We start from the raw sequence: 15,346 nt of genomic DNA, 5'->3' as shown, positions 1-15,346 counted from the left end.
ACTTGCATTCCCTGCTACGGAACGCAGTTCATGAAGCTGCTTCTGGAGACCCTGCAATCTGGCGCGGACTACCTCGCCAAACGCGGGGTGGAAGACGCGCGACTGAACATGGAGCACCTCCTGGCGCATGTGCTGGGCTGCCGTCGGCTGGATCTGTATCTCCGGTTTGACCAGACGCTCGCTGAGCCAGAACTACAGCCGCTGCGCGTGCTTCTGAAGCGTCGCGGCGAGGGTGAGCCCCTGCAACACCTGCTCGGCACGGTGGAGTTCCACGACAGCGAGTTTGTCTGCGATCATCGCGCCCTCATTCCCCGGCCGGAGACGGAGCATCTCGTGCATCTGCTGGTGGACAAATGGTTCCCCAAAAGTGAGCCTCCGCATCGCCTTCTGGATGTCGGCACCGGATCAGGATGCATCGGCCTTTCCCTTGCCAAGGCCTGGCCTGCCGCCGAAGTGCTCCTGGTGGACATCTCGGAAGATGCCCTGGAACTGGCCCGACTGAATGCCGGACGGCTCGGTCTCAATGGGCAAAAAGTTCGCCTGGTGCGCAGCGACCTGCTGGAGCATGCGGATGGAGCGTTTGACCTGATCGTGGCCAATCTCCCGTACATCCCCACGGCCGAACTCAAGGAGATCAGCCGTGAGGTCGCGCATGACCCGAATCTGGCGCTCGATGGTGGCCCAGACGGGCTGGTTATCGTGGATCGACTGCTGGAAACGGCTCCAGAGCACCTTACGGAAAACGGCCTGCTGGCCCTTGAGCTCCACTACGATCAAGCATCTGCCGTCAGCGAACGCTTGCAGAAACTCGGATTTCAGGCCATCCAGTCGGCCGAGGATCTCGCGGGCATTCCCCGGTTCGTCTTTGCCCGTCGCCCTCCCCTGCCGCCCGCTCCACCGGCCTCACCGGATGAAGCAAGCACTGCGGACGACTCCTCTTCAATTCCATCCTGACCCCTCTCCCCTAACTCCTCTCTCATGGAAAAGCTCATCGTTCACGGCGGCAACCGTCTGCGCGGCAAGGTTCTCATCAGCGGCTCCAAGAACTCCTCCCTGCCCATCCTGGCGGCCACGCTGCTGACCAAGGATGATTGCGTGATCCGCCAGGTGCCTGACCTGAGCGATACGAACTACATGCTGCAGATCCTCCGTGCCCTGGGGGCGGAAGTGGAGCGCGCCAGCGGCACGGTGAACATCAAGGCGGAGAAAATCATCCCCGACACCCCTTATGACCTGGTGAGGAAGATGCGCGCCTCCATCTGCGTGATGGGCCCGCTCACGGGCCGCCTGCGCAAGGCCGTCGTCTCCATGCCCGGAGGCTGCGTCATTGGTGACCGCCCTGTGGACCTCCACCTGAAGGGCCTGGAGTATCTGGGCGCCAAGGTGCAGATGGACGGGGGCAACATCCACATTGAGGCCAAGAAGCCGCTCAAGGGTTGTACCATGAACCTGCTGGGCAAGTTCGGCTCCACGGTGCTGGGCACGGACAACGTGCTCATGGCCGCCGTGCTCACCAAGGGCACCACCATCATCGAAGGCGCTGCCGCAGAACCCGAGGTGGAAGACCTGGCCAACTTCCTGATCAAGATGGGGGCCAAGATCGAGGGTGCTGGCACGACGCGCATCGTCGTCGAAGGCGTCAAAGAACTGCATGGTGCGGAACACACCGTCATTCCGGACCGCATCGAGGCGGGTACTTTCCTCGTTGCCGGCGCCATCTTTGGTGACGGCGTGATGGTGAAGAGGGTCGTTCCCGCGCACCTGAAGAATGTGACAGACACCCTCCTGGCTTCGGGGTACGAGGTGACCTCCACGAAGGACAGCGTGACCATCATGCCCGGCAGCGGTGCGCCCAAGGGCTTCCACCTCACCACGCGGGTGTACCCGGGCTTCCCCACGGACATGCAGGCCCAGTTCTGCGCCCTGGCCTGCCTCATCCCCGGATTGAGCAGCATCAAGGAAACCATCTTCCCCCAGCGCTTCATGCACGTGTCTGAGTTGAAGCGCATGGGCGCCAACATCGAGCTCGATGGCGACACCGCCCGCATCACGGGCGTCGAAACCCTCAGTGGTGCCCCAGTCATGGCCAGTGATCTGCGCGCCTCCGCCGCCCTCGTGCTGGCCGGCCTCGCCGCCAAAGGCACCACTGAGATCCACCGCCTCTATCACATTGATCGTGGCTATGAGCACCTGGATGAAAAGCTGAGCATGCTGGGTGCTGTCACTGAGCGCGTGAAGGAATAGCGCGAGCGGTTAAGCGTTAGATGTGATGAGTGATGAGACAACCACCAAGCACGAGGCCCCTGTTCAACAGCCCTCTGAATATGGCCCGCTTCTCTGAACTTTTAGCTTCTCACTCTTAACTTTTAACTTTCCCCCATGCTCTCCCTTTCCACTTGCTGGAACAGCCACCGCCATGAGGACGGCATGCAGCTTGCCATGGAGGCACGGATGCTGGGCTTCGATCACATCGAAGTCAGCCATGGGCTGAAGGTGACCCACCTCCCGGGGCTCCTCCAGGCGGTGGATCAGAAGGTCATCCAGATCTCCAGTGTGCACAACTTCTGCCCCCCGCCGGTGGAGGTGCTGATGGACGCCCCGGATGCGTTTGAATTCACGTCCCACCGCGAGACGGAGCGCTTCCGCGCGCTGAATCTCACGGAGGCCACTCTCGAGATGACGGCCAGGCTTGGCGCCCGTCGGGTGGTCCTGCATTTGGGCACTGTGCCGATGAAGAGCTACACCGCCAAACTGGAGGCTCTCACGCTGGCCGGAAAGATCTATTCCCGGGAGTACACCGCACTGAAACTTGAGTTCGTGGAGAAGCGGACCAAGCTCTCCCAACCCTACCTCGACCTCGCTCGCGCCGCGCTGGATGAACTGCTGCCCAAGTGTGAGCAATACCAGATCGTCCTCGGGGTCGAGACCCGCAGTCACTTCGAGCAGGTGCCAAATGAGCCTGAGATGCTGGGACTGCTAGACCACTACCGGGATTGCCCGTGGATCGGCTTCTGGCATGACTTCGGCCACGTCCAGCGGAAGGCGAACCTGGGTCTTTTGAATCACGCCGAGCTTCTGGGGGAAATCGCCCCCCGACTGCTGGGCTGCCATGTGCATGACGTGGAGTGGCCCGCCCGGGACCACCGCATCCCCTTCACCGGCGGCGGAGTGGATTTTGACACGCTCCTCCCCCTCGTTCCCAAGGGCACCCCGCTGGTCTGGGAGCTCAGCCCCGGCCAGCGCCGCGCCCACGTGCAGGAGCGCCTGGTGGAGTGGAAATCCCGCTTCGGTGAGTGAAAGTTCAGACTCACGCCTCCGCATTCCCTTGCTGCCGCGCTGGATTGGGCTACATCCCCTGCCGCCACATGACTTCCGCCCTCTCTGAGACGTTTACGTTCCTGCTCAAGAATGACCTGAAAACCATTCTAATCCGGGTGCGAAACCGCGATGTGCCCCCTTTCGTCCAGTTCATGGTGTACGCCACCTGTGGCGTCATTGCCACCGTCATCCATCAGGGCCTGGTCGCGGTTCTTTCCTTGACCGCCTTCCCCGCGCTGAAAGGGATGTTGGTGGACGGCGTGGCGCTCACGGAGGAAGCGCGGAAGCACAACCTGCTGTTGAACAACATCATTGCCTTCCCCTTTGGCGCGGTGGCCGCCTACTTTACGAACATCCTGTTTGTCTTCACCCCTGGTCGCCACAGCAAATGGAAGGAGATGGCCCTCTTTTTCGGCGTGGCCGCCTGCGGATTCTTCCCAGGTCTGTGGGTCATTGACTTCCTCGTGGGCCGCTATGCAGTCCCCAGTTCCGTGGCGCAGCTCGCGTTCGTCTTCACCTCCTTCATGGTGAACTACGCCATGCGCAAGTTTGTGATCTTCAAAGGCTGATCCGTGCCCGTGAGCCGAGACATCCCCCGCTATCCCGACCCACGCCGCGCGGTCATCACCGGTATCGGCCCTGTTACGCCCATCGGCACGGGCAAGTCCGCCTTCTGGCAGGGCCTGCTGGCAGAGAAGAGCCCCATTGCCCGCGTTCGCAGCTTCGACGCCAGCGCCAACAAGGCCCAGTGCGCAGCGGAAATGCTGGATTTCGATGTCAACCAGTGGTTCCCCTCCCACGAGGCCAAACGCTGGGACCGCTGCACCCAGTTTGCCATGGTGGGGACGAAGCTTGCCATTGAAGATGCCGGCCTGGATCTCGCTCCCGGCTCCAAGTATCCCCGCATCGGCGTGAGCTTTGGCAGCGCCTTGGGCGGCATCGCCGATGCCGAACGCCATCACGCCAAGTTTCTCTCCGAAGGTGTCAAGAGCGTGCCCCGGGCTCTTGCCCTGCAGATCTACGGCGGCTCCACGCACAGCAACATTTCCATCCACTTCGGCCTGCAAGGACCGGCTACCACCCACTCGAACAGCTGCGCCAGCGGCAATGTGGCTCTGGGCGATGCGCTGCGGCTGATTCGCGAAGGCCACGCGGATGTCATCATCGCCGGAGCTTCAGAGGCCCCGCTCAGCCCGCTGACGTTTACAGCATTTGATCTCATCCACACCATGAGCCGCTGGCAGGGCGATCCTATCGCCCACGCCTGCCGCCCCTTCGATGTGGGCCGCGACGGCTTTGTCATGGGCGAAGGTGCCGCCTGCTTTGTGGTCGAGAGCTACGACCACGCCACCCGCCGTGGCGCGAGGATCTATGCAGAGCTGGTGGGCTTCAGCCTTACCAGCGAGGCCCACCACATGACCATCCCCCGTCCGGATGGCGAGCCGCTCTACCGCACCATGCAGATGGCGCTGGATGACGCGCGGCTCAACGCCTCCGACATCGCCTACGTCAGCGCCCACGCCAGCAGCACGCCCCAGAACGATGTGAATGAGGCCGCACAGATCGCCGCCCTCTTCGGCCCGGACACGCCCCCCACCTCCGGCACCAAGCCCTACACCGGTCACGCCCTCGGCGCTGCCGGGGCCATGGAGTGTGCCATCACCCTGCTGGGGATGGAAAACGGCTGGCTCCCGCCCACCCTCCACTTAGAAAAGACGAACTGCGCCCCGCTGGACTACGTGCCCTATCATGGGCGCGAGGCGGAGGTGCGAGCCGCGCTGCTGAACTCCTTTGGTTTCGGCGGCGTGGATTCGAGCTTGGTGGTGGCGAAGGTGTAGTTTCTGGTCTGTTCGGCAAGCTATCTACAAACCGCATGTGCGAGGGGGGCATCTCTCCACTGGGAAGTAGAAATATTGTTTCGGATGATCAAAAAGGGTAATTGCATCCCGGATGGAATGCCAGCGACGTCCATTTGCATGCTCACCTGAGTATCTGCAACGCCCCTATCGACAGACGTCACCACAACGTCTTACAATCCATCAACAAAAACACGGACCTATGCTCGACCACGTCTTCATAACGGTCAGGGATATCGATCGATCCGTTGCCTTTTACGAAGCGGCGCTCAATCCGCTCGGCATCGAGCATGTGATCGCCTACGACGGTAAGGATGGCCCACCCGGCCACCCCGATCTTAAGGGCTTCGGACGGGATGGCCGCGTCTTCTTCTGGCTCAGGCAGGGCGAAGCAGACGCCAAGGCTGCGCACGTCGGTTTTGTCGCCAAGAGTCAGGCCGAGGTAAACGGCTTCTACGATGCGGCAATGGCTGCGGGCGCCACCGACAATGGTAAACCTGCCGCTCGCTTGTACTACGATCCCCGCTACTACGCTGCGAACGTTTTTGATCCCGACGGCTACAGCCTGGAAGCGGTCTACAAGAGCTGGCAACACCCCCAAGCATAGATCGTCGCAGAGCTTGGCCACTCGCAGCTGGACCTCAGCACTGGTCTGGTAAAAATGGACAAGGCACCCCAAGAAAAGAAGTCTAACCAGACTTTAGGGGACGGACAATGCGCCAGAGACAACCACCGGGGCCTCCAATCGAACTTATCTATCGCCAATCCTTGAAACGGAGCCATTCCAATGCCTACAGGAGTCGACATCCGGAGGCTTTTGGATTTGCTAAACACCGTAGAACTCACCCACATCCGATGAGCACAAAGCTGGAATCAACAGGACCCAACACAGAGGCGGCTCCAATCACAGGGTCGTGTCTCTGCGGCAAGGTAGCCTTCGAGGTTAAAGGAGTACCGCTTAAGTTTCTCTATTGCCACTGCCGTTCATGCCAAAAATCGAGTGGCTCCATACATGCCGCGAACCTGGCATTTCCCGAAGGTTCAGTGACATGGACCCAGGGCGAAGACCTCATCGAGATGTTTGTGGACACCAATGAGAACCCGGGGTTCCCGAGGTGCTTTTGCAAGAACTGTGGCTCACCTGTGCCCAAGTTGAGCCGCAATCGGCAGTTCTGGGTCGTGCCGAGCGGAACATTAGACTCGGATCCAGGCATGAGGCCTCAGGCGAACATCTGTTGGGCGGAGCATGCTCCTTGGTTTGCGCCCGCAGATCAAATTGCCAAGCATGATGGGCCGTTGGCTTGACGTGGCTGTGGAGGCAATGACTAATTCGCCGACAATCTCATCACCACGACTAAATTCCAAGGCGTCCCGTCTTCAAATAAAGCGGTGCTGGCGATGTTTACACAACCTGAGCGCCCCTGCTTTCCACTTCACCCCAAAGCACCCCATGAGTGATACAGTTTCCCAAACATTCGGCACCTTCATCGAGCAGGCATTTTTCGGTGGCCCACCTCCTGCGCCAGAGATTTCGCTGCGCTTCTTCAGCACTGATGAGCATCCGACCGAATTGACAGAATTGCTAGGCATTGAGCCGACCTCATCGAACGCCCCCAATTCAATCCTCACACTGCCCGATGGTACCGAAATGACCAGCCGGCATGGTTCCTGGTTGTGGGTTATCCGAGGAGCTCCCGATTCGCTTTGGCACGAAGGCGTCGAGTACATGCTAAGCAGGCTGCCTGACGACCCGGATCTGTGGCAACGTCTCACAACCAAATATCAGGCGGACATCTTTTGCGAATTTGCAGTCCCTCCGAAGTCCTGCTCGTTCGAGCTTCCCGTTTCGCTCATGCGCGGCCTTGTCCGGCGAAACTTACCCCTGAACCTCGACCTGACTCCAGACTGCCCTGAGAGGGATCCAAACGACTGAGGATGCACCTCGCCCCCCTGCGACTAGTCCACCCAACTTTCTCCTAATGTATACGGGCACGTGTAAAAACCCTCTCTCCTTAAGCTCCCCATCCCCATGCCTGACCTATCCCCGTCGAAAATCGGAGTGCTTCGCGCCGCCTATGCGGCATTCAACGCACGCAACATTGATTCCGCCCTCGCCCTCATGACGTCTGATGTGACCTGGCCGAAAGCTTTCAAGGGCGGATTTGTCCAGGGCCCCGAGGAAGTTCGGGCTTACTGGTCAGAACAGTGGAGTGAGATTGATCCTCACGTCGAACCGGTCGCCTTTCATGAGGAAGACGACGATTGCATTCTGGTGCAGGTTCATCAGGTCGTACTCGACTTGTCTGGGACGGTGCTTGCGGACAACGTGGTGGCCCATCGTTTCACCGTTGCAAACGGCTTGATCAAAGCCATGGAGGTCGCTCCACTTCCCACGGCGCTTCAGTCATCCTGAAGGGACGGTCGGTGATTTTAGTTCCAGGCCTTCACTTCTGCCTCGAAGTACTGGATACCCTCCAAAAGTGTCGCACATTGCTTTTGCTCAACGCCCACCAACTTTCATTCCGCATGAGCACCAAGCATCGTATTTACACGACCAGCTTCGCGAGTGTCTACCCTCTCTACGTCGCCAAGGCAGAAAAGAAGGGACGGACCAAGCAGGAAGTTGATGCCATCATTCTTTGGCTGACCGGCTATAGCCAGCAAGAGCTGGATGCGCTGCTGGAAGCCCAGAAGGACTTCGAAACGTTCTTCAATGAGGCTCCCAGGATGAATCCCTCACGCAATCTCATCAAAGGCGTGGTTTGCGGCATCCGGGTGGAAGACATCGAAGAGCCGCTCATGCGGGAGATCCGCAATCTGGACAAGCTGGTGGACGAACTGGCAAAGGGCAAAGCGATGGAGAAGATCTTGCGGGTTTGATCGTCGCACTAGCTGTCATGTCGGACCATCCATCGCCAACAACCACGCCAGGCAAACCAGATTTTTATGATCTTTCCTGCACTTCTAGCTGCCCTGCTCATCATTGTCTTCACCTGCAGCTCGCAAGCCGAGGACGATGGCGGCTTCCATTCCATTCGAGAGTGGCGAACGATAGGCATCACCCCTCGGGACGATGAGGAAAGCGCAGATGACATCTTTGATCGAACAGACATCGCAAAACAACTGGCGGCTGCGAAGCGCGTCCGCTTGTTCCGCTGTCCAACTGACGCAGCGATTGGCACTCTTGGATACTGGGATTTTGAGAGAAAAGGGCCAGTGCTGCCAAAACTTGACGCTGGAGCAAAAGCGACTGAGCTCAAAGATGTCCAGTACAAGCCACTGTTGAAGCAGCTACTCGATATCGAGCACTTTGGAGACGCTTCTCTTTGCGCCTTTGAGCCGGGGCTGGCGATCTTCATCGGTGATGATGAGCCGGAGTTCATCATCGTCTGCTGCTTCCGTTGTCACGATCTCCACGTGGTCCGTCGCCCGACTGCGACCCATCCTATGCCGCACGTTTCGGAGCTCGGGATGTCACCGGAACTGGAAAAGGCCATCTTCAATCTTGCCCAAGCGTCCTTCCCCCAGGATGATGACTTGAAGTCTTTTCAGCTCCCCGAACGACACCGATCCAAGACGCCACTTGAATCGCCGACGACACCTCCCAAGGACGCGTTCTAACGGGATGCATCAAAATGACTCGGGCATGAAAGGTTGACTCTGAGTTACCCTGCCCTTGCAACGGTCCCCGGTGAACGCTCCGGCATAGATACATCGAATCAATAACGTTGGCGGGCGAACTGAAACAGTGTCATGGGTCAAAGACTGATCATGAATCCAAGGCAGCACAAGGCGATGGAGGCGGCTCAGCAGCCCTATTCACTCTGAACGTCAGACCTCACCCTCGCAATGGCAACCATTCTTAGGAAACTCGCATCCATACTCGTCAACAAACTCGTCTCTGGTGCCACCTTTCTCGCCGTTTGCCTGGTCATCGGTTATTTCGTAAGCGACCGCAAGGACTACCCGGGCAAGACGGAATTTCAGGAGCCAAATTCACTGATCTCTACCGGTTCCGATGGTGTGGCTCACGGTAATTCGATACCAGCCAAACGGGCAGCGGAAAAATTCGCCTCGATCATCAAGACACTCCACGCTGACCGCTTCACTGGAGGCAGCGGAGGGTCCTTCTTAGGGGGTGCAGATTTTTTCACCTACTGCCGTCACAATCCCGACTCGATTGCCTTCATCGTCCAGGTGCCCAAACTGAAAAGCTACAAAGATGCGCAGACGCGGGAAACGCTGGCAAAGCTCGCCTGGACAGCCGCCGATCAGGCTGCAAAGGAACTTCAATTCAGCACCAACTCCCCATCCGTCATCGTCGGCTTGCGTGGCTTCGCCTCATACGGCCCAATATGGTCAGGCAAGCGCGGCGGGGAGCCCGAGGTGAAGACCGATGAGATCGACGAGGTGCGCCGTCTCTACCCGTTTTTTGTTTCGCCCAAATGATCTAAGTGCCCCTACGCACTGACGCGAACACTTGAGTCCTTCTGAATCACCCGTACCGAAAACGCTTTCTCCAGCCTATTTGCGATTCCCCTCATGCCGCTCCCCTTGTCATGACGATGCTAAAAAATCGCGGCCCGAATTTTCGAAGGACACCCATACGTCCATGTCAAAAATCGGCCGCTTGCCGAGGCATCAGAGAACATTCCATTTCACGAGAACAGTGACTCCGCAGGAATGGACCGCATTCGGTTTGCCATCATGAAGCTAGTCTCCAGGTCCGATACTGACGAAGACCTCATTTTTGAACTCGCCAAGCGGCATTGGAGGGATCTGTTTGAGACCACGGGCTTTGGCAACTCCGCCGACGAGCACAATAGGCGGTATCGGGACCTTTTTCAGGACGCTCCTGACTGCCTTGACGTAACCCCCAAACGCTGGTGGGCATTCTGGCGCAAGTAGCCCCGTCTGGGAGCAGATAGCATGCCTTCAAAGACTCCTGCACATCCAGCCTGAAATCTTCAGTTTGACCCGACATTCGCGCAGGGGCTAGATTGCGCTCATGAAGATGGTCGATGATTGGAAGACATTGCTCCGCATCAAACTGCGGGAGGCTCTTGGGGCACGGCAGCGTCACGTCATAGCAGTCCTCCGCGAGACTCTGGCCGCCATCGAGAATGCTGAGGCCCCACCAGCTACCTCCGCCCCGATACATACGGACCACCTCATTGCTGGCAGCGTGAATGGACTCGGAGCAGGCGAAGTCACACCTCTCCTGCTTAGCCTAGAGGCTGTGGCAACGATCATTGAACGCGAGATTCGAGAGCGCAGGGATGCAGCCAATGAATACTCGAAACTTGGTCGTGAAGTGGAGGCATCAGTACTCCATTCACAGGCCGAGCTGCTGGAGGCTCTCAGGACCGAGCTTGGCTAACTGGTCCAACTGCTTGTGTTAGTTGCAACACACGATCACAACGCCAATCGCCAACTGCTATTTCGAGATTCGCCCGACAGATCCCCAATGCACCAATCTCTGTCTCACCAAACTCCAGCCCACACCCTCAAAGTTTCATGAATCAATCAAAGCCAACATTTTCCCACCCCTCGTTGTGGGGAGCTTCGTGGAAACTTTCAGTCGAAGCGGGCGATCCCCCCGCATTCGACATTGAAGGCGTCAGGGAGCTTCTCAAGCGCCACTTTGGCACCTCGCCCGACAACCAAGACGATCCACTGAATCTTTTGCAAAACGACGCCGTGCTGGAACTCGGTGTGAAAGATGACAAGGATGCTCACCGGATCGCCAATGACTTTATTCGACAAAATCTCATTTGCGAAAGGACTCCTCTTTCATCCGAACCTCACGAGAAATTCCCGTCCTTTCTTGCTCCGTTGGACGCGCACATTTCTCCACCGTTGATATTGCAAGTCACAGGAAAGGTTGACGCACCACACGTCGCAACAGCTGCCCATCTCGTTTCCCGGCTTTCCATCTTCATACCAGAAAAGAATACACGATCAGGATTCGAGTCGTGCCAACAAGGCAGCACGTTTGAGTTTCCGCTTTCCTACCAGGAGCAGGCCGACAGCCTTGCTCAACGACTCATCGATTTGGGCTATACGGTGGAAATCCAACGGGCCAGTCGCGGACTATGGGACGCCTAAAGCCTCGCACTCGGGCCTCCCTGCACCCTTGCGAATGCTATCGATGCCGCCATTCATCAAAGTAGAAACAAATGGGGAATCGCAACAGCAGCCGTCTATTCGGGATCCATCATGCTTCTCGTCCCTTTTCACTGGCGGTAGCGGGAGCTCTGGCATACTTGGCCCGCAAGACGGAAGCTAAACAGCCCTGATGCCCGGCGTACCGCCGGCGTCACCTTCACTTTAAAATTACCTGTTTGCATTCTGTGAACACGAACCGGGACTTTTACAAACACATCGCAACTCTCATCAAGGAGAAGCAGGACAAAGCCATGCCTCCCCTTGAGATCTATCTCTCTGCTTTGATCAGGCGTGCTGGAAAATTTGCCAGCAACGAGAGTCTAACCTTAAGCGAGTTCTTTTCCTTGTTACGAGACGCATTCCAAGGTCCCGGGCACGCTATTGATGTCGACGCAAATGCTGGCTACCTGAAATGGAAGAGTGAGGTAGGACGACAAATTGAAGACCTGCAGCAAATGGACCAGAATGGTCAACTGAAGGATGAACAGCGGTATTTCGGCATCTCCGCTCCCAGCGGACGATACTGGTACAATTTCGATCCATGCACGTACATCGAGTGCGGCACCACAGGGGCACTGGGCGGCTGGGCCGAGGGGGATGACACTGGACGTAGCTACGTGCCAGGACCAGTTGTCTGTATTGCCCCAGATGGCTCGCTCACCTCTGCTGATCCGAGGGACCTTGATCGCGAGCCAGTTGAAATATTCCAAGTCACTTGGGAGATGATCTCCGAGTTCTCATGGTGCGGGCAGAATTACGAGTGACGTGATCAGGCCGTTCTGAGATGAGGCGCATCTTCACCCGGTTTCCCCCGTCAATTTCATGGGTCGGACTACAGTCGAGCTCTAGAGCATCTCTCACCCATCACAAGCAAAGGCCTCCGAAATTGTCTGGCGTAGCCACAACATCCGACATTTGTCTCACTTTTAATCTTGCATACTCTTACATTTGTCGGCAAGAATCGCCGCATGTCCAAAAAATCGGCACCAGCGGCGCTATCCTCTTCGGAGCAGGCCATCATGGATCAGCTCTGGCGGCTGGCTCCGACTTCGCTCAATGATCTGCTGGAAGCCGTGAATGCGGACCGGCAGGAGCCCATCTCCCGGGCCACCTTGCAAACCCAACTCACCCGCCTGGAGGCCAAGGGCTGGGTGAAGCGCGACGACACCAGCCGGGCCCACATCTATGCGCCCGCCGTCGCCGAGTCCCACGGCCGCCGCAGTGTCTTGGCCGCACTGAAGGAGCGCTTCTTTGGAGGCAGCAGCCTGGCCCTGGTGCGGTGCCTGGTGGAGAACGGGGAAATCTCAGAAAAGGAACTGACTGAGATCAAAGAGATGGTGGCTCAGGCGAAGAAGCCAGCTGGAAAGGACACCCGCCCATGAACACGATCCTTTGGTGGAATCTCGCCCTCCATCTGCTCGCCTTCACGGCCATGGGCTGGGTACTCGTGCGGTGGTTTCTCCGTGACGCCCGGTTTCGTACATGGACAGCCCTGGCATCCATCAGTCTGGGAATAATGTCGCCCTGGATCGGGCCTCTGCTTCCCATGGCCCTCCCAAAGCCTGCAACGACGGCAAGTGCACCTGACACATCTCCACAGGGAACCTGGAAGATTCAGGTAACAACGACTTCGGTAGCTACTCTCTCCTCCAACCCCCCGCTGCAACCGACCACCTTGCCCTCGCAAAACTGGACTCTGGCGGATGGGATGAAACTCTTAAGCATGCTGTGGGTAGCCGGAGCAGCATTGGGCTCGACCCATCACCTGATGAGCACCCTGCGAGCCATCTCTTGGCAAAGACGGCTTCGGCGGCCTGATGCCGCCGAGTGGGAAACCCTCCCTCGAGATACGAACGTCTTCCCGATCCGATTTTTCAAAGGCAAAGGCAGCCCTTGCGTCGCGGGATGGTGGCATCCCGTCATCGCGGTTCCAGAAGAGTCCATGCGCGACTGGAGCGCCGCCCAATGGAACTGGGTGCTGCGGCACGAGGAGCAACACCGCTTAGGAGGCGACACGATGGTGGCAGCCATCCTGGGAGTGCTGCGGGCCATCTTCTGGTGGAATCCTTTCCTCCACGCTCTCACCCTTCAATGGGCGCAGGCAAGGGAAGAAATTTGCGATCACGCCGCGCTCCAATCCCCGGCTGAAGCGAGCGACTATGCAGACCTGCTTTTGACGGTGGCGGCGCAATCCATTGCCGCACCTCTGCCCATGGCATCATCCGCCATGGCGACTTCCCGACCCGCACGGCACCTGCGCGCCAGGATCCACGCCTTGCTCAATGGGCACCCGGTCTCAGTGCGCACCAGCCGCTGGTTCATGGGTGGCTATTCTCTGGTGGGAGCAGGGCTGATGGTGCTGCTGGCCCAGATGGGTTTTGCGGAGCCTCTTTCGCAAGGAAAGACAGCCGAGGTGACACCTAAGTCAGCAACCCCGAACGACACAAAATCTGGGGACGGCAAAATTCAGATTCGCACCTACCGGGTACGGCCTGATTTCATGACCGCCAGAGAGGACTTCAAAGGCAAGACTGCCAAAGAAATCCTCGAGTTTCTTGGCATTTCCTTCCCAGAAGGAGGCAGCGCTGTCTTCATTCCGAAGTCCTCAATGCTTATCGTGAAGTCCACGATCGCAGAATTGTACCGCGTGGACCAACTGCTCGATCAACTCTCCGCCCACGCCCCCCTCCAAGTGTTACTGGAAACCCGTTGGATTGAATTGCTCGCCCCACCTGAAGAAGGAGGCCCAGTCAGCACCGCCCTGGCGACGCTCCAGGAAAAACGCACTGCGAATGGTCGGGCCAATGAAGCGATTCTCAGTGATCCCGACTACCAGAACATCATACGTCTCTTCAGTCAGCAGAAAGGCGTCCATCTGGTCAGCAACCCCTCTGTCACCACACGAATGGGCCAGAAGGCAGTGGTCGAGGTTATCCGAGAAGTGCGCCGTCCTGGTGAGGCAGCCAAGGGCCTCAACGACGACCATTTTGTCGGCATTCAGAATTCATTCGAGCCTGTGCGCACTGCTGACGGAAAGAAAGTCCAAGTCAGTATGACTGCAAAACTGCGACGTCTTGCAGGCAGAAGCATCGCTGAGAGCAACGCCCTCATTAAAGATGGCATCCTCCCTGCCGGAGAACGGATACTTGCATTCACAAACTCAGCGGAAGTCTCGCTCACTGACGGAGAAACCGTCTGCATGGATATCGGCACCGCCGAAGACCACCGTCGGCTCCTCCTTTTTGTCACATCAAAAATAGTAAAACCGGCAGAAGCTCTCACAAAGCCAGAAGACTTGGAGCGCGAGTTGAATCGCCAGAGCACTCCCGGGCGCGAACACCCTGGCGCTTCACGAGCCAAACCCGTAGCCGTCTCAGGCCTCGCACTCAAGTTCAACCCTTCAGAAGGAAACAGGAAGCTACAGGATTTGTTCACCGTATTCTGGCCACCGATTCCCAGTGATAGAGAGGTTGCTACCACCGTGGAAAATGCCATTCCCGCCTTAGCATCAATGCAACCCGCGACCGATGAGTTTTTCCTATTGGGCGTCATGACGCCGGAACAGACAGATAGCCTGATAAAGGAGGTCAAACTTCATGCAGCAGCCGGGCAGATGACGCAGCAGAACGAAACTGCCACGAAGGAGCGTCCGGATCTGCCCTTCGATTTCAAGGGCACGACGCCCTCGGACTTGCTTGTGAGTCCGGTGGTCGGCCCCGAGGAATTCGCCCTGGACATCAACATCAAGTCTGAGAACAGGAATGCCTCTAAAGCAGTCACCACGAGTGTAACGATCTGGGACAAACAGACCGTCGTGATGGGCCGCCTCATGCCAGGTGCGGATGGCGACGCTCAGTCACAGTTGAGCGAAGTTGTGCTGCTCTCCTTCGAAGCCGTGAAGTGACTATGGCCCGGACAAGCCAGACTGGGGAGCGAAGATACTCCATCCAAGTCGCCGGATACTCACGCAAACCGACGTTGCCTGCACGGGCCGGACCTGCTTC

General features: G+C 58.0%; 18 protein-coding genes and 1 pseudogene. All 19 read left to right on the top strand.

The window, feature by feature from the left end; all coding sequences use genetic code 11:
• Positions 1-30 precede the first annotated feature (30 nt).
• The 19 genes and pseudogenes from prmC (at position 31) to VSP_RS43370 (ending at position 15,246) form a co-directional block, all read left to right on the top strand.
• Positions 31-954, top strand: coding sequence for a peptide chain release factor N(5)-glutamine methyltransferase (prmC, locus tag VSP_RS11950; protein ID WP_009960850.1), 924 nt, complete (start codon positions 31-33; stop codon positions 952-954).
• 24 nt (positions 955-978) lie between these two features.
• Positions 979-2,244 (top strand): UDP-N-acetylglucosamine 1-carboxyvinyltransferase, encoded by a 1,266-nt coding sequence (gene murA, locus VSP_RS11945; RefSeq protein ID WP_009960849.1) that lies wholly within the window; start codon positions 979-981, stop codon positions 2,242-2,244.
• Positions 2,245-2,379: 135 nt separating this feature from the next.
• Positions 2,380-3,297: a sugar phosphate isomerase/epimerase family protein gene (locus VSP_RS11940; protein ID WP_009960847.1), complete on the top strand. Its 918-nt coding sequence runs from the start codon at positions 2,380-2,382 to the stop codon at positions 3,295-3,297.
• Between the two features lie 68 nt (positions 3,298-3,365).
• A complete protein-coding gene (locus VSP_RS11935; protein ID WP_029190372.1) occupies positions 3,366-3,887 on the top strand; it encodes a GtrA family protein in 522 nt (173 codons plus the stop codon).
• Positions 3,888-3,896: 9 nt separating this feature from the next.
• Positions 3,897-5,156 carry a beta-ketoacyl-[acyl-carrier-protein] synthase family protein gene (locus VSP_RS11930; protein WP_198141369.1) on the top strand — a complete coding sequence of 420 codons (1,260 nt, stop codon included), beginning with the start codon at positions 3,897-3,899 and terminating at the stop codon, positions 5,154-5,156.
• A gap of 220 nt (positions 5,157-5,376) precedes the next feature.
• Positions 5,377-5,781 carry a VOC family protein gene (locus tag VSP_RS11925; protein ID WP_009960844.1) on the top strand — a complete coding sequence of 135 codons (405 nt, stop codon included), beginning with the start codon at positions 5,377-5,379 and terminating at the stop codon, positions 5,779-5,781.
• Positions 5,782-5,888: 107 nt separating this feature from the next.
• Positions 5,889-6,479 carry a GFA family protein gene (locus VSP_RS43955; RefSeq protein ID WP_081452508.1) on the top strand — a complete coding sequence of 197 codons (591 nt, stop codon included), beginning with the start codon at positions 5,889-5,891 and terminating at the stop codon, positions 6,477-6,479.
• Positions 6,480-6,624: 145 nt separating this feature from the next.
• Positions 6,625-7,107, top strand: coding sequence for a DUF4279 domain-containing protein (locus VSP_RS11915; RefSeq protein ID WP_009960842.1), 483 nt, complete (start codon positions 6,625-6,627; stop codon positions 7,105-7,107).
• Positions 7,108-7,203: 96 nt separating this feature from the next.
• A complete protein-coding gene (locus VSP_RS11910; RefSeq protein ID WP_009960841.1) occupies positions 7,204-7,587 on the top strand; it encodes a nuclear transport factor 2 family protein in 384 nt (127 codons plus the stop codon).
• 113 nt (positions 7,588-7,700) lie between these two features.
• Positions 7,701-8,054, top strand: a complete 354-nt coding sequence (locus VSP_RS11905; protein ID WP_009960840.1) for a DUF2200 domain-containing protein — start codon at positions 7,701-7,703, stop codon at positions 8,052-8,054.
• Between the two features lie 66 nt (positions 8,055-8,120).
• Positions 8,121-8,795, top strand: coding sequence for a hypothetical protein (locus tag VSP_RS11900; protein ID WP_029190369.1), 675 nt, complete (start codon positions 8,121-8,123; stop codon positions 8,793-8,795).
• 228 nt (positions 8,796-9,023) lie between these two features.
• A complete protein-coding gene (locus tag VSP_RS11895) occupies positions 9,024-9,623 on the top strand; it encodes a hypothetical protein (protein WP_009960839.1) in 600 nt (199 codons plus the stop codon).
• A gap of 258 nt (positions 9,624-9,881) precedes the next feature.
• The gene (locus tag VSP_RS11890; RefSeq protein WP_156346202.1) at positions 9,882-10,082 is read left to right on the top strand and encodes a hypothetical protein; all 201 of its coding nucleotides are present in this window, start codon (positions 9,882-9,884) and stop codon (positions 10,080-10,082) included.
• A gap of 100 nt (positions 10,083-10,182) precedes the next feature.
• Positions 10,183-10,554, top strand: a complete 372-nt coding sequence (locus VSP_RS11885) for a hypothetical protein (RefSeq protein ID WP_009960837.1) — start codon at positions 10,183-10,185, stop codon at positions 10,552-10,554.
• A 137-nt stretch (positions 10,555-10,691) separates the two neighbouring features.
• Positions 10,692-11,282, top strand: a complete 591-nt coding sequence (locus VSP_RS11880; protein ID WP_156346201.1) for a hypothetical protein — start codon at positions 10,692-10,694, stop codon at positions 11,280-11,282.
• Positions 11,283-11,527: 245 nt separating this feature from the next.
• A complete protein-coding gene (locus VSP_RS11875) occupies positions 11,528-12,106 on the top strand; it encodes a hypothetical protein (RefSeq protein WP_009960834.1) in 579 nt (192 codons plus the stop codon).
• 204 nt (positions 12,107-12,310) lie between these two features.
• Positions 12,311-12,724 carry a BlaI/MecI/CopY family transcriptional regulator gene (locus VSP_RS11870; protein WP_009960833.1) on the top strand — a complete coding sequence of 138 codons (414 nt, stop codon included), beginning with the start codon at positions 12,311-12,313 and terminating at the stop codon, positions 12,722-12,724.
• Positions 12,721-13,602, top strand: a pseudogene (locus VSP_RS43950) (M56 family metallopeptidase); the annotation flags it as partial. The gene VSP_RS11870 and the pseudogene VSP_RS43950, both read left to right, overlap by 4 nt.
• 39 nt (positions 13,603-13,641) lie before the next feature.
• Positions 13,642-15,246, top strand: a complete 1,605-nt coding sequence (locus tag VSP_RS43370; protein WP_232289564.1) for a hypothetical protein — start codon at positions 13,642-13,644, stop codon at positions 15,244-15,246.
• Positions 15,247-15,346 lie beyond the last annotated feature (100 nt).

It is taken from the genome of Verrucomicrobium spinosum DSM 4136 = JCM 18804, assembly GCF_000172155.1.
Lineage (GTDB): Bacteria > Verrucomicrobiota > Verrucomicrobiia > Verrucomicrobiales > Verrucomicrobiaceae > Verrucomicrobium > Verrucomicrobium spinosum.
This window is presented reverse-complemented; position numbering and strand designations above follow the sequence as displayed.

What these genes read in the sequence shown, in the direction of transcription:
- prmC (WP_009960850.1), top strand. Translation starts at nt 31, where the DNA reads ATGAAGCTGCTTCTGGAGACCCTGCAATCTGGCGCGGACTACCTCGCC.
- murA (WP_009960849.1), top strand. Translation starts at nt 979, where the DNA reads ATGGAAAAGCTCATCGTTCACGGCGGCAACCGTCTGCGCGGCAAGGTT.
- VSP_RS11940 (WP_009960847.1), top strand. Translation starts at nt 2,380, where the DNA reads ATGCTCTCCCTTTCCACTTGCTGGAACAGCCACCGCCATGAGGACGGC.
- VSP_RS11935 (WP_029190372.1), top strand. Translation starts at nt 3,366, where the DNA reads ATGACTTCCGCCCTCTCTGAGACGTTTACGTTCCTGCTCAAGAATGAC.
- VSP_RS11925 (WP_009960844.1), top strand. Translation starts at nt 5,377, where the DNA reads ATGCTCGACCACGTCTTCATAACGGTCAGGGATATCGATCGATCCGTT.
- VSP_RS43955 (WP_081452508.1), top strand. Translation starts at nt 5,889, where the DNA reads ATGCGCCAGAGACAACCACCGGGGCCTCCAATCGAACTTATCTATCGC.
- VSP_RS11915 (WP_009960842.1), top strand. Translation starts at nt 6,625, where the DNA reads ATGAGTGATACAGTTTCCCAAACATTCGGCACCTTCATCGAGCAGGCA.
- VSP_RS11910 (WP_009960841.1), top strand. Translation starts at nt 7,204, where the DNA reads ATGCCTGACCTATCCCCGTCGAAAATCGGAGTGCTTCGCGCCGCCTAT.
- VSP_RS11905 (WP_009960840.1), top strand. Translation starts at nt 7,701, where the DNA reads ATGAGCACCAAGCATCGTATTTACACGACCAGCTTCGCGAGTGTCTAC.
- VSP_RS11900 (WP_029190369.1), top strand. Translation starts at nt 8,121, where the DNA reads ATGATCTTTCCTGCACTTCTAGCTGCCCTGCTCATCATTGTCTTCACC.
- VSP_RS11895 (WP_009960839.1), top strand. Translation starts at nt 9,024, where the DNA reads ATGGCAACCATTCTTAGGAAACTCGCATCCATACTCGTCAACAAACTC.
- VSP_RS11890 (WP_156346202.1), top strand. Translation starts at nt 9,882, where the DNA reads ATGAAGCTAGTCTCCAGGTCCGATACTGACGAAGACCTCATTTTTGAA.
- VSP_RS11885 (WP_009960837.1), top strand. Translation starts at nt 10,183, where the DNA reads ATGAAGATGGTCGATGATTGGAAGACATTGCTCCGCATCAAACTGCGG.
- VSP_RS11880 (WP_156346201.1), top strand. Translation starts at nt 10,692, where the DNA reads ATGAATCAATCAAAGCCAACATTTTCCCACCCCTCGTTGTGGGGAGCT.
- VSP_RS11870 (WP_009960833.1), top strand. Translation starts at nt 12,311, where the DNA reads ATGTCCAAAAAATCGGCACCAGCGGCGCTATCCTCTTCGGAGCAGGCC.